This window comes from Tenacibaculum sp. SM2510 (assembly GCF_057002845.1).
In genome coordinates this window covers 2,289,158-2,302,163 of the sequence record NZ_CP192703.1, presented here as the reverse complement: position 1 = coordinate 2,302,163, position 13,006 = coordinate 2,289,158, and the positions used below count along the sequence as shown (strand labels likewise).

The following is a 13,006-nucleotide window of genomic DNA, read 5'->3' as shown; positions in this document are numbered from 1 at the left end:
TCAAATAATTACCGTACATTTGCACCCTTTTTAAAATTTAATTATGAATTCAAAAAACTCGTCGAGAGGACGACAGGCTGACAAGAACAGCAATCCTCGTGAAAAAAAATCATCTGACAGAAATAGAACATCTTCTAGATCCGATAGAAGCTCTTCAGATAGATCTGACAGAAATAGATCATCTTCTGACAGAAATAGATCAGACAGAACTGAAAAACCTGAGAGAACTGAAAGAACAGATAGGCCTGTTAGAAAATCATCGGAAAAACCAAGGTTTGCAACTAGTTCTTCGGATAATAAAAAACAGTTTAGAAGTGATGCTAGAAAACCAGCTGTTGAGCAAGTAAGCAATGATGATACTGCAGGAATTCGCTTAAACAAGTATATTTCTAATTCAGGAATTTGTTCTCGTAGAGAAGCCGATACTTATATTGAACACGGAAGTGTTTTTGTAAACGGAAAATTAATGACACAAATGGGCTACAAGGTGCAACCTACCGATGAAGTTCGTTTTGATGGTACTTTAATTTCAATCGAAAAGAAACGTTACATCTTATTAAACAAGCCCAAAAACTATATTACTACCATGGAGGATGATCGTGGTCGTAAAACAGTTATGGAACTTGTAGATAACGCTACCAAAGAACGTATTTATCCTGTTGGAAGATTAGATAGAAACACTACTGGTTTGTTATTGTTTACAAACGATGGTGAGTTAGCTAAGAAATTAACACACCCAAAACATGATGTACGTAAACTTTATCATGCTTCATTAGACAAAAAATTGTCAATATCTGATTTAGATAAATTACGTGGTGATGTTGTTATTGAAGGTAAAAAAGTTTTTATTGATGCCGTTTCTTATGTAGAAGGTGAAAGAAAAACAGAAGTTGGTATTGAAATACACTCTGGAAGAAACAGAATTGTTCGTAAAATATTTGAAAACTTCGGATATGCAGTAACAAAACTAGACCGTGTTGTTTTTGCAGGTATGACTAAACGTAATTTACCTCGTGGTAGATGGCGTGAGTTAACCGATTTAGAAGTTAACTCTTTAAAAATGTTATAAATAAAAAATCCCGAGTTTAAAACTCGGGATTTTTTTTATTTACTTCTTTTCTTTTTTATGATCGTCTTGTACTTCTTCATTTCGATACTTACAACAACCGTGTAAGCTATCGTAAGCTTCTTTTGTTGCTTTTACCGCTTTCGTATCATGACCAACATTTGCTACATTTTGCTGAATCGTTTTAACATCCGTCTTACGTTCATCAATAATTAATTTTAGCTCATGTGTTTGTACATTCCACTGCGCATATTTTACACCTTTACTATTTAAAGCTGCCTTTTCAATACGTCCTTTACACATCATACAAACACCATCTACATCAATAGATAGTTTGGCATTTTTCTTCTTTCCTTGTGCTGATAAAGATATACTCATCAACAAAACCGTTATTACTAATACTATTTTTTTCATCTTAATCTATTTTAAATCTTAAACCTGCGTAATAATTACTTCCAAATACGGGCGCATATATAATTGTGGTATCAAAACTTGAACCAAAAGGATTATCGCTTCCCAATATCGGATTTTTTTGTTTATAGTTTGTTATGTTTTCTGCTCCTGCATACAATTCAAACTTTTTAGAAAACACTTTTGTTACCTGAGTGTTTAACAAATTATAACTTTTTGAAAACTCTGGCAATCTGTATTGAGCTGGATTTGACTGTGTATTTGGCAATCGCTGTTTACCTATCCAATTATAAGTTACATCAAATTTCCAATGTGCCTCGTTTTCTTTCTTTTCTGTTTCAAATGATACATTTGCGAAAAACCGATGTTTTGCCTGTAATGCTTTATCTAAATTCCCTGATTTAAAATCGGTATTTACATCGTAATATTTATAAGAAAAACGGGTGTTAAAATATGGCACTATATTTTGATTTACCTCTAACTGAAAACTATTTGCAACACTTTTTCCGTCTAAATTATAAAAAGATATTTCCTGCGGATTTTCCCAATCTACCACAACTTGATTTTCGAAATCTGTTCTGTAAAAATCAAAAGTAATATCTCCCTTTTTGCCAAACAATTTATAACCTTGTAAAAAAGATATCCCGTAATTCCATGCTGTTTCCGGACTTAAACCATAAACCTTCCCTCCTACATCATCAATATTAACTTGTCTTGAAGACGCAAAAAACTGTTGGTTTTCTGCAAAAACATTAGCACTTCTTCTTCCTTTTCCTATCGATGTTCTAAAAACTCCTTGTTCCCAAGGCGCATAACGAATATGTAAACGAGGTGTTACAAAAGTTCCTAATATATTATGTGTATCAATTCTTAATCCTGCAGTAATACTTATATCATCGGCATTATCATAAGCGTATTCGAAAAAAGCACCAACAGAGTTTTCTTTACGATCATAATTGTTTGCCGTAGTAACGTTTACAAACTCGTCATATTTATCATAAGTAAAACTAAGTCCTGTTTTAAACTTATTTCTTGTATCGCTAATAATTGAATTAAAAATAAAGCTGCTAAAAAAACTTTGATGCTGAATATTATAATCGCTTAGTCCAAAATACGAATCTTGTTTATGATTACTATACGCCGCTTGTAATCCCATACTCTGAAAAGGCAAATCAGGAAAAACATAGCCTAATTTAGCCGAGGTATCAAAACGCTTTGTTTTAATTTCACTTCCCCAAACAGTAGTAGATCCTTTATCTAAATCAGGATTAAAATTAACTTCGCCTACTTGTTTTTCATCATTTAAATATCTAAAATTAATAAAACTCACCCATCCTTTTTGAGCATCTACATACTGCCAACGGTTCATGATATTAATTTGTTTTGCTAACGGGTTATCTAAAAAATTATCATCATTTTTATCAAACTTCTCTCCCCTATAATTTCCATGAACATACAATCCTGTTTGCCACTTATCACTTACCTTTTGGTTTAAATGTGTATTAAATTCCATTCTTCCTCCAGCTGATCCGTAGGCATTTACAAAAAAACGATGATTCGTATATGGTTTTACCAATTCGGCGTTTATTTGCCCTGAAATACTTTCATAACCATTTACAACACTACCTGCTCCTTTTGTTATCTGAATACTTTCTACCCAAGTACCTGGCGTAAAAGAAAGTCCGAATGCCTGTGATGCACCTCGTATAGATGGAATATTTTCTTGAGTAATTAACAAATACGGACTCGTTAAACCTAACATTTGAATTTGCTTTGTTCCTGTTAATGCATCCGAGTAATTAACATCAATTGATGGATTGGTTTCAAAACTTTCTGCCAAATTACAACAAGCCGCTTTCAATAATTCGGCACTGTTAATCATCATTACATTTTGAGCTTGCAAATATGATTTTTGAGTAGCGCTTTTTTTAGATTTAACAGTTATCTCTTTTAAAGTATTGTTTTCTGTTAAAAAATGATGGATTGGTTTTAACGAATTTATTGTGATGGTATCCGTTTTATAACCAACAAAACTAATTACTATTTTTTTATACTCTTTCTGGTATGGTATCGTAAACCATCCTTTCTCATCCGTAATTACGCCTACATTAGTATTCAACCAATGAACACTTACTCCGTAAACCCCTAAATTATCTTTAGGTCCGTTTTTATCCATAATCATACCTTTAAACTTCTCTTGTGAAAAGGTAATGCTAGATATCAGTATTAAAATACTGAATATATTTATTTTCATTATTTTATATTATATTAAGTTTTATAATTCTTGTTTTTAAGAATTGTAAAATCATATAATATACACTTCGTGAAGTACCTGAAAATCATAAACTAAATCAGGCGGAGAATAATATTGATGAAAATCGGGTTGACTTTCATTATTTTCAAATAATAGATCGTAAGAACTATAAAAAGCTACAAATAATTTAACTTGCTGAAAGCTTATTTTTTTTGAAGATGCTTTTTGTATTTTATCCTGTCCATCTATCTGATGTACTTCGTCTTTACAGCATTTCTTTTTAATTACGGTTGCGCAATCGTCTTTCTCGCCTTCATTACAACTACCAGTTTCTCCTACATAAGAAACATCAACTAAAAAATCGCCACAATAATGTTTAGCTACCGTAAAAGAAAAGGTAGAAAACAACACTAATAAGGCTAATGTTATGGTTAATATTTTAGTAATTACTTGTTTCATTGAATGCAAAGATACAAAAAATTAAAAATTTGTTTTTTAAAACAATTGTTAAAACTATTTTTGTAAGTTCTTAATTCAAAATACGAATAAGATAATAAAACTCATTAAAGATGAATTTACAAGAATTAAAAAGTAATATTGATAAAATAACTGATAGTCATCATACTAAAGGAGAAAAGTTACAGCAAATTTGCGATTACTTAGCAGCTGAAGTTTCATATTACGATTGGGTAGGTTTTTACTTTAAAAATGGCGATAAAGAAGAACTTAAATTAGCAGAATTTAATGGTGAACCTACCGACCATACTATTATTCCTTTTGGAAAAGGAATATGCGGACAGGTTGCGGTGAGTAATGAAAATTTTATTGTACAAGATGTTCAAGATCAAGATAATTATATTTCTTGTGGTTGGAAGGTAAAATCTGAAATTGTAATCCCTATTTTTGTTAACAACGAGAACATTGGCCAGATAGATATTGACTCTCATACCGTTAACCCATTTACAGCTAATGATGAAGAATTATTAGAGTATATTTGTAAAAAAGTAGCTTCTTTTATATAAATTTTACATAAACCCTTGATTGTTAGGTTTTTTATTCTTACATTTGTGGTCTTACTAACCCCACATAATCCCCTATATTATGAATACCAAAGAATATCCCTCTTACGCTGCGTTAGGCAATCCTAATGCTCGTACAAAAACACAACAATCTTTTTTCGAAAAAATTACAGTATGGTTTCACGATTTCTTAGAAAACGCTGAATAATACTTTTATTTTTTTTGCAAAAAACACCACCAAAGCTCATGTAGTTTTGGTGGTGTTTTCATTTTATAATAAGCCAAAATAATTATTGTGTAAGGTTTACTGTTTTAGTAGCTTTGTTCGCTTAACAACACAACAACAATGAACAATACAAAAACTATTAAATCTGCCCTAATTTCGGTATTTCATAAAGACGGATTAGAGCCAATAGTAAAAAAACTTAATGATTTAGGTGTTACTATATACTCTACCGGAGGAACTGAGAAATTCATAAAAGATTTAGGAATTAACGTAGTACCTGTTGAAGAAGTAACTTCTTATCCTTCAATTTTAGGAGGTCGCGTAAAAACATTACATCCTAAAGTATTTGGAGGTATTTTAAACCGCCAGGATCATGAAGGTGATGCTGCTGAAATGCAAGAATACAACATTCCTCAATTAGACTTAGTAATTGTAGATTTATATCCTTTTGAAAAAACAGTTGCCTCAGGTGCTCCTGAGCAAGATATTATTGAGAAAATTGATATCGGAGGAATCTCATTAATTCGTGCAGCTGCAAAAAACTTTAAAGACACTGTACTTGTTTCTTCAATGGAGCAATACACTGATTTCTTAAACCTTATTACAGAGAATAACGGAACCACAACAATTAGTGATAGAAAAAAATTAGCTTCAAAAGCTTTTAATATTTCTTCTCACTATGACACGGCTATCTTTAATTATTTTAATGAAGATGAAGTTGTATACAAAGCTAGTGAAACCAATTCTAAAACCTTAAGATATGGTGAAAACCCACATCAAAAAGGATATTTCTTTGGCGACTTAGAGGCTATGTTCGATAAATTACATGGTAAAGAATTAAGCTACAACAATCTTTTAGATGTTGACGCCGCTGTTAATTTAATGAACGAATTTTCGGGTGAAGCACCAACTTTTGCTATTTTAAAACATAACAACGCTTGTGGTTTTGCACAAAGAAAAACAATTCACCAAGCTTATGTAGATGCCCTAGCAGGTGATCCTACTTCTGCTTTTGGAGGCGTTTTAATATCAAATACTAAAATAGATAAAGCTACCGCAGAAGAAATTCATAAATTATTTTGTGAGGTAGTAATTGCTCCTTCATACGATGCTGATGCTTTAGAAGTTTTAAAGGGAAAGAAAAACAGGATTTTATTAATTCAGAAAGAAGTAGCATTACCTACCCAAACTGTTAGAACAGCATTAAACGGAGTTTTAATACAAGACAAAGATAATATTACTGATAAATTAGAAGATTTATCTTACCCTACAAATACGAAACCATCAGAAAGTGAGTTAGATGATTTGTTATTTGCTTCAAAACTGTGTAAAAACACAAAATCGAATACGATTATTTTAGTAAAAAACAAACAACTACTTGCTGGAGGAACAGGTCAAACCAGCAGAGTTGATGCTTTAAGACAAGCAATTGACAAAGCTAATAGTTTTAATTTTGATTTAAAAGGTGCTGTTATGGCTAGTGATGCCTTTTTTCCTTTTCCTGATTGTGTAGAGATTGCTAATAATGCAGGAATACAAAGCGTAATTCAGCCAGGAGGTTCTATTAAAGACCAATTAAGTATAGATTATTGTAATAACAATAATGTTTCTATGGTTTTTACAGGCACAAGACATTTTAAACATTAAGTAAGATTCAATGTAAAATACCCGCAGATTTTTATTAGATTTGTGAGAATACATTAGAAACAGGTAAAAACAAAGGAGTTTATATGGGATTTTTCGATTTTATGACAGAAGATATTGCAGTCGATTTAGGTACTGCAAACACGCTTATCATTCACAATGGTAAAGTTGTTATCGACAATCCATCCATTGTTGCACGTAACCGATTGACTGGTAAAATAATTGCAACTGGTCATGAAGCAAATAGAATGCAAGGAAAAACTCATGAAAATATAAAGACTATTCGTCCTTTAAAAGATGGAGTAATTGCAGATTTTCAAGCATCTGAAGAGATGATTAAAGAATTCGTAAAGCAAATTCCTGCGATTAAAAAGAAGTTTTTTCCACCTTCATTACGAATGGTTATTTGTATTCCTTCAGGAATTACTGAAGTAGAAAAACGAGCAGTTATTGATTCTGGTCGCCATATGAATGCGAAGGAGATTTATTTAATTTTCGAACCAATGGCTGCCGCAATTGGTGTTGGTATAGATATTATGGAGCCGAAAGGAAACATGATTATAGATATAGGTGGAGGTACTACAGAAATTGCTGTAATTGCCCTTGCCGGTATTGTATGTGATCAATCTGTAAAAGTTGCTGGTGATTTATTTACGAGTGATATTATGTATTACATGCGTACACAACATAATTTACATGTTGGAGAAACTACTGCCGAAAAAATAAAAATACAAATAGGTTCTGCTACGGAAGATTTAGATAGCCCCCCAGAAGACATGATGGTGCAAGGGCGTGATTTATTAAGTGGTAAACCAAAACAAGTGCAAGTATCTTATAGAGAAATTGCAAAAGCTTTAGACAAATCTATATTACGTATTGAAGATGCTGTAATGGAAACCTTATCTAAAACTCCGCCTGAATTAGCTGCTGATATTTATAATACGGGTATTTATTTAGCTGGTGGTGGCTCTATGCTAAGAGGATTAGATAAACGTTTATCTAGAAAAACAGACTTACCTGTATATATTGCTGAAGATCCACTTCGTGCAGTAGTAAGAGGGACTGGTATTGCTTTAAAAAACCTTGAAAAATACAAATCTGTATTGATCAAATAAATATTGAATGATTATTATATATGCAACAGCTTATCTATTTCTTTCAGAGGTATAAAAACTTCTTGTTTTTTCTATTTCTAGAAATTATTGCTGTTGCATTAATCATTAATAACCATTCTTTTCATAAAAGTAAATTTATCAGCTCTACTAATTTCATAACTGGTGCTATTTATCAAAAATCATCAGAACTATCAGAATATCTTAGCTTAAAAAGTAGAAACGAAGAATTAGCAGAAGAAAACACGCGTCTTAAAAATAAGTTAGATCAACTTGCTGCTATTACAGACACTATTACTAAAGCGATAGATGATGATAGAAACTTTGTATATATTAACGGAAAAATAACAAATAACACTTATAGTAAACCTAATAATTTCATCACTATAAACAGAGGTTCTACACATGGAGTTGCTGTAGAAATGGCTGTTGTAAATAGTAAGGGAATTATTGGTATTACAGATAATACAGGAGCCAAATTTGCAAGAGTTCAATCTATTTTAAACTCTAATAGCCGGATAAACGTTGGCTTTAAAAACAACAATTACTATGGTACTTTAAAGTGGAATGGATTAGATTATAATAGTGTGCAAATAACAGACATACCTCGTCAGGCAATTTTTAAAATAGGCGATACCATCATAACAGGCGGTAAATCTACTATTTTCCCTAAAGGTATTCTTGTTGGGACTATTAGTGAAGTTCCAGAAAATCTTTCTGCTTCAAATACTATTGATGTTAAACTGTTCAACGACATGGCTAACTTAGGCCATATTTATATAATTACAAGTCTTAACAAGGAAGAAGTTAAAAAAATCGAAAATGAATAGAACTGTTTATATCATATTTTTATTTTTTTTCCTTTTGTTACTACAAGTTCTTGTGCTAAACAATATTTTGTTTTTAGGCTATGTAAATCCTTACCTATACATTGTTTTTGTTTTTTTATATCCTTTAAACTCTAATAGAGTCCCTTTCTTAACTTTAGCTTTTATTTTAGGATTATCTGTTGATGCCTTTTCAAACTCAGGAGGAATACATGCTTTTTCTATTTTATGCATAGCATATATGAGGCTTTTTTTTATCAAAACAATTTTCAAAAAACACGAACCTGATTATTTATTATTCAACTTAAGGCTTGAAACATTTGGTAAAGTTTTTAATTACGCCGTAATTTTAACACTAATCCATCACTTCATTTTATTTAGTTTGGTTAACTTTAGCTTATATAACGTATCCGAAGTACTTATCAACACAATTTACTCGAGTATATTTACGTTAGTATTGTATTTTTTAGGTAGTTTTATATTTAGAAAAAAACTAATATAAGGCATCTTAAACTAAAAAAACTGTTTCTTTAAACGAGTAAAACAACAAATAATAAATGAAACGCAGTTTCTTACTTATATTTTTAATCACCCTTATTGGACTAATTTATATTGTTAGGTTATTTCAATTACAAATTATTCGTGGAGCAGATCAAAATCCTATACAAAGTTCTGCCATAAAGATTGAATATGACTATCCTGAACGTGGCTATATATATGACCGTAACAACAAACTACTAGTAGCAAATCAATTGTCATATGATGTAATGGTGGTTCCTAAAGATGTAGAACCTTTAGATACTTTAGAATTTTGTTCTCTTTTAAAAATAACGAAAGAGGACTTTAAAAGAAGATATCAAAAAGCTGAGAATTTTGCACGTTGGCTACCTTCAAAATTTCTTAAACAGTTGGCTAAAGAAGACTTTGCTTACCTGCAAGAAAAATTACCTAAATACAAAGGTTTTTATATTCAAAAACGTATTATTAGAAATTACCCTATTAATACTGGCGCGAATATTTTAGGGTTTATTGCGGAGGTAAATGAAAGAAAAGCAAGAACGAATGATTATTACGAACAAGGAGAACTAATAGGAAAACTTGGCGTAGAAAAAGAATATGAAAGAGTTCTTAGAGGTATTAAGGGTAAAAAACGTTTTAAAAGAAATAATTTAAATAAAATTACAGGTTCTTATAAAGACGGGAAATACGATACCCTTGCGGTTACAGGTAAAGACTTAACACTTACTATCGATAGCGAACTACAGCAATACGGAGAATTACTAATGAAGGGTAAAAGAGGTGGTATTGTAGCTATAGAACCAAAAACGGGTGAGATTTTAGCTTTAATAACTGCTCCTTCATATGACCCTAATTTATTGGTTGGCAGAAAAAGATCTCCTAACTCAGTAAAATTATTTAATGACACCATCAATATGCCAACCTTCGACCGAGGCTTGCAGGCAATGTACCCTCCTGGTTCTCCTTTTAAAATCCTCAATGGTTTAATTGGTTTACAAGAAGAAGTTATTGATAAAAAATTTGGTGTTTATTGCCATCACGGATATAGATACGGAGCTCGAAAAAATGAATTTATGAAATGTCATTGTGGTATTACAGGTCGACCTATCCGTTTAAAAACAGCTATTGCTAAATCATGTAACAGTTATTTTGCTACGACTTATAAGAAAATTATAGATAAAACTGGTGATCCGAAAGAAGGAATGGAAAACTGGAACAAACACGTTGAAAGTTTTGGCCTCGGAAATTATCTTGGCTATGATTTACCTGCGGGAAGAAAAGGATTGATACCCGATGCCAAATTCTATAATAAATGGTATAAAAACAACTGGCAATCAACCTACACTATTTCAAACTCAATTGGTCAAGGAGAAATATTAGCAACTCCTATGCAGCTAGCCAATATGACTGCCGCAATTGCTAATAAAGGTTACTTTTACACACCACATATTGTAAAAAAAATCGACAATCAAGTAATTGTTGATTCTGCATATTCTACCCGTAGAAATACCACTATAGACCCTAAACATTTTCCTATTGCTATTGAAGCAATGCACGAAGTTTTTACATACGGAACTGCCAAGTGGTACCAAATAAAAGGAATTGAAATTTGTGGTAAAACTGGTACCGCTGAAAATAAAATTAAAATTATTGATGGTGAAAAGGTACAAGCTCAAGATCATTCGATATTAATTGCATTTGCACCAAAAGATGATCCCAAAATAGCAATGGCTGTTTATATTGAAAATGGTGGTTACGGATCTACCATTGCAGCACCTATTACTAGCTTAATGATTGAAAAATATATTAAAGGTAGTGTTACAAAAAAACATTTAGAAGATCGTATGATTAATATGAGTCTTCAAAAAGAATATGATAAATTAATTAAAAAGAAAGATACCCTTGCGTCAGGAACGAAATAACATATTTGAAGGCATCGATTGGTTGCTAGTTTTTATTTATATTATACTTGTTGGTTTCGGGTGGATGAATATTTACGCATCCGCATCAACAGATGAAACTAGAGAAGTTTTTGACTTTTCTACAAAATACGGAAAACAATTAATCTTTATATCCTTAACCATTCCTGTTATTATTCTTATTCTTTTCTTTAATTCGAAGTTTTATGAGCAATTCGCTAGTGTTTTATATATACTCTCTTTAATTCTTCTTGTAGGAGTTTTTATCTTCGGAAAAACAATTAACGGAGCAACATCCTGGTATAATTTCGGAGGCATTGGTTTACAACCTTCAGAGTTTGCCAAAGCATTTACTGCCTTAGCCCTTGCTAAGCTAATGAGTGACCGTAAATACAACTTAAAATTAATAAAAAACCAAATAAAAACATTTGTTATAATATTTCTTCCTGCCTTTTTTATTTCGCTACAACCAGATATGGGGTCGGTATTAATTTATTTCGCCTTCTTTTTTGTTTTAAATAGAGAAGGATTAAGTTTGGTTTATTTAGTATTTGGAGCACTATCTATAGTGCTATTTATATTAACTATTTATTTTGGCGCTAAACTTATTCTTATCATCTGTTTATCAATTATCACCCTGGTAACAATATATGCTATTTATAAAAACAAACGTTTTCTTCGGTTTAATATATTTAAAGTTATAGGAATGTATCTTTTTACAAGCTTATTTGTTTTTGGAATTGGATATACTTACGATAATATACTAGAACAACATCAAAAAAACAGGTTTGATATTTTATTAGGAAAGGTTACTGATACAAAAGGTATTGGGTATAATTCTTATCAATCAGAATTAACAATCAGTTCTGGTGGTTTCTTTGGTAAAGGGTTCTTACAAGGAGATCGAACACAAGGAGATTTTGTTCCTGAACAACATACAGATTATATATACAGTACCGTAGGTGAAGAATGGGGTTTTATAGGAAGTTCACTAGTAATAATATTATTTATGCTGCTTCTATATCGTATTATATACTTATCAGAAAAACAAACCAATAAATTTGGTCGGATTTATGGTTACGGCATAGCTTCTATTATATTCTTTCATTTAATTGTAAATATAGGTATGGTTATAGGCTTACTGCCTACTATCGGAATCCCTTTACCTTTCTTTAGCTACGGAGGCTCTTCTTTATGGGGATTTACTTTACTTCTATTTATTTTCATAAGATTAGATGCTCATAAAAAATACGATTGGTAAATAATAGTCATTAGAATACATTGTCTACGCAAGACTATCACACTAACTTATTTTTAGACAAATATTTATTTCTTACTACATAAACTAAACCCTTATTTACATGAAACAAAAGCGCACAAAAAAACGCTTCGATATAATCGAAGCGTTTTTTTATTTTTTGTAACCTTTAAATTGTCTTATAAAGATGCAACGTGCTTAGCTAATTTAGATTTTAAGTTAGCTGCCTTATTCTTATGAATAATGTTGTTTTTAGCTAATTTATCTAACATAGATACAACTGTAGAAAACATACCTTCTGCTTCCTTCTTGTCTTCAGACGCTTTTAATCTCCTAACAGCATTACGAGTTGTTTTATGCTGATATTTGTTTCTTAAACGCTTTGCGTCGTTACTTCTAATTCTTTTTATTGCTGACTTGTGATTTGCCATTATACTAGATTCTTAATTGTTTATAAAAAACTTTGTAGTCCGTACGGGAATCGAACCCGTGTTACATGGATGAAAACCATGCGTCCTAACCCCTAGACGAACGGACCAAAACAATCATTCTGATTGCGGGTGCAAATATACAATACTTTTTGATATTTGCAATAATTTTATTTTTTAATTAGAAGTTTTATAAACATTTTAAAATTTAAAAAAAACTAACTAAACTCTGTAGTCCGTACGGGAATCGAACCCGTGTTACATGGATGAAAACCATGCGTCCTAACCCCTAGACGAACGGACCAAAACAATCAATTTTCCTG

13 protein-coding genes and 2 tRNA genes are annotated in these 13,006 nt (G+C 31.4%); 9 read left to right on the top strand and 6 right to left on the bottom strand.

The window, feature by feature from the left end; all coding sequences use genetic code 11:
- Positions 1-43 precede the first annotated feature (43 nt).
- Complete coding sequence (locus ACQ629_RS10350) at positions 44-1,069, top strand: pseudouridine synthase (protein ID WP_483704752.1); 1,026 nt, start codon at positions 44-46, stop codon at positions 1,067-1,069.
- A gap of 39 nt (positions 1,070-1,108) precedes the next feature.
- Here the strand turns inward: ACQ629_RS10350 and ACQ629_RS10345 are convergent, their stop codons facing one another.
- Genes ACQ629_RS10345 through ACQ629_RS10335 form a run of 3 tightly spaced genes read right to left on the bottom strand, consistent with a single transcriptional unit; the run spans position 1,109 to position 4,190 of the window.
- The gene (locus ACQ629_RS10345; RefSeq protein ID WP_483704751.1) at positions 1,109-1,480 is read right to left on the bottom strand and encodes a heavy-metal-associated domain-containing protein; all 372 of its coding nucleotides are present in this window, start codon (positions 1,478-1,480) and stop codon (positions 1,109-1,111) included.
- Between the two features lies 1 nt (position 1,481).
- A complete protein-coding gene (locus ACQ629_RS10340; RefSeq protein WP_483704750.1) occupies positions 1,482-3,731 on the bottom strand; it encodes a TonB-dependent receptor in 2,250 nt (749 codons plus the stop codon).
- 51 nt (positions 3,732-3,782) lie between these two features.
- Positions 3,783-4,190: an HYC_CC_PP family protein gene (locus ACQ629_RS10335; protein ID WP_483704748.1), complete on the bottom strand. Its 408-nt coding sequence runs from the start codon at positions 4,188-4,190 to the stop codon at positions 3,783-3,785.
- Positions 4,191-4,300: 110 nt separating this feature from the next.
- On the opposite strand from ACQ629_RS10335, the gene ACQ629_RS10330 reads away from it, so the two are divergent.
- The 8 genes from ACQ629_RS10330 (at position 4,301) to rodA (ending at position 12,258) form a co-directional block, all read left to right on the top strand.
- Complete coding sequence (locus ACQ629_RS10330) at positions 4,301-4,753, top strand: GAF domain-containing protein (RefSeq protein ID WP_483704746.1); 453 nt, start codon at positions 4,301-4,303, stop codon at positions 4,751-4,753.
- A gap of 79 nt (positions 4,754-4,832) precedes the next feature.
- Entirely contained in the window at positions 4,833-4,958 is a 126-nt protein-coding gene (locus ACQ629_RS10325; protein ID WP_483704744.1) for a hypothetical protein, read from the top strand.
- Between the two features lie 138 nt (positions 4,959-5,096).
- Positions 5,097-6,623 carry a bifunctional phosphoribosylaminoimidazolecarboxamide formyltransferase/IMP cyclohydrolase gene (gene purH / locus ACQ629_RS10320; RefSeq protein ID WP_483704742.1) on the top strand — a complete coding sequence of 509 codons (1,527 nt, stop codon included), beginning with the start codon at positions 5,097-5,099 and terminating at the stop codon, positions 6,621-6,623.
- 83 nt (positions 6,624-6,706) lie between these two features.
- Entirely contained in the window at positions 6,707-7,735 is a 1,029-nt protein-coding gene (locus ACQ629_RS10315; RefSeq protein WP_483704740.1) for a rod shape-determining protein, read from the top strand.
- A 62-nt stretch (positions 7,736-7,797) separates the two neighbouring features.
- Positions 7,798-8,562 (top strand): rod shape-determining protein MreC, encoded by a 765-nt coding sequence (gene mreC / locus ACQ629_RS10310; RefSeq protein WP_483704738.1) that lies wholly within the window; start codon positions 7,798-7,800, stop codon positions 8,560-8,562.
- The gene (gene mreD / locus ACQ629_RS10305) at positions 8,555-9,061 is read left to right on the top strand and encodes a rod shape-determining protein MreD (protein WP_483704736.1); all 507 of its coding nucleotides are present in this window, start codon (positions 8,555-8,557) and stop codon (positions 9,059-9,061) included. Before mreC ends, mreD begins: the two co-directional genes overlap by 8 nt.
- Positions 9,062-9,116: 55 nt before the next feature.
- Positions 9,117-11,000: a penicillin-binding protein 2 gene (mrdA, locus tag ACQ629_RS10300; RefSeq protein ID WP_483704734.1), complete on the top strand. Its 1,884-nt coding sequence runs from the start codon at positions 9,117-9,119 to the stop codon at positions 10,998-11,000.
- Complete coding sequence (gene rodA / locus ACQ629_RS10295) at positions 10,981-12,258, top strand: rod shape-determining protein RodA (RefSeq protein WP_483704732.1); 1,278 nt, start codon at positions 10,981-10,983, stop codon at positions 12,256-12,258. Before mrdA ends, rodA begins: the two co-directional genes overlap by 20 nt.
- A gap of 176 nt (positions 12,259-12,434) precedes the next feature.
- Here the strand turns inward: rodA and rpsT are convergent, their stop codons facing one another.
- The 3 genes from rpsT to ACQ629_RS10280 all read right to left on the bottom strand — a co-directional run bounded on the left by rpsT (position 12,435) and on the right by ACQ629_RS10280 (position 12,987).
- Positions 12,435-12,686: a 30S ribosomal protein S20 gene (gene rpsT, locus ACQ629_RS10290; RefSeq protein ID WP_218772214.1), complete on the bottom strand. Its 252-nt coding sequence runs from the start codon at positions 12,684-12,686 to the stop codon at positions 12,435-12,437.
- 35 nt (positions 12,687-12,721) lie between these two features.
- Positions 12,722-12,793: transfer RNA gene (locus tag ACQ629_RS10285), tRNA-Glu, on the bottom strand.
- A gap of 122 nt (positions 12,794-12,915) precedes the next feature.
- Positions 12,916-12,987, bottom strand: a tRNA-Glu gene (locus ACQ629_RS10280).
- Positions 12,988-13,006: the final 19 nt, after the last annotated feature.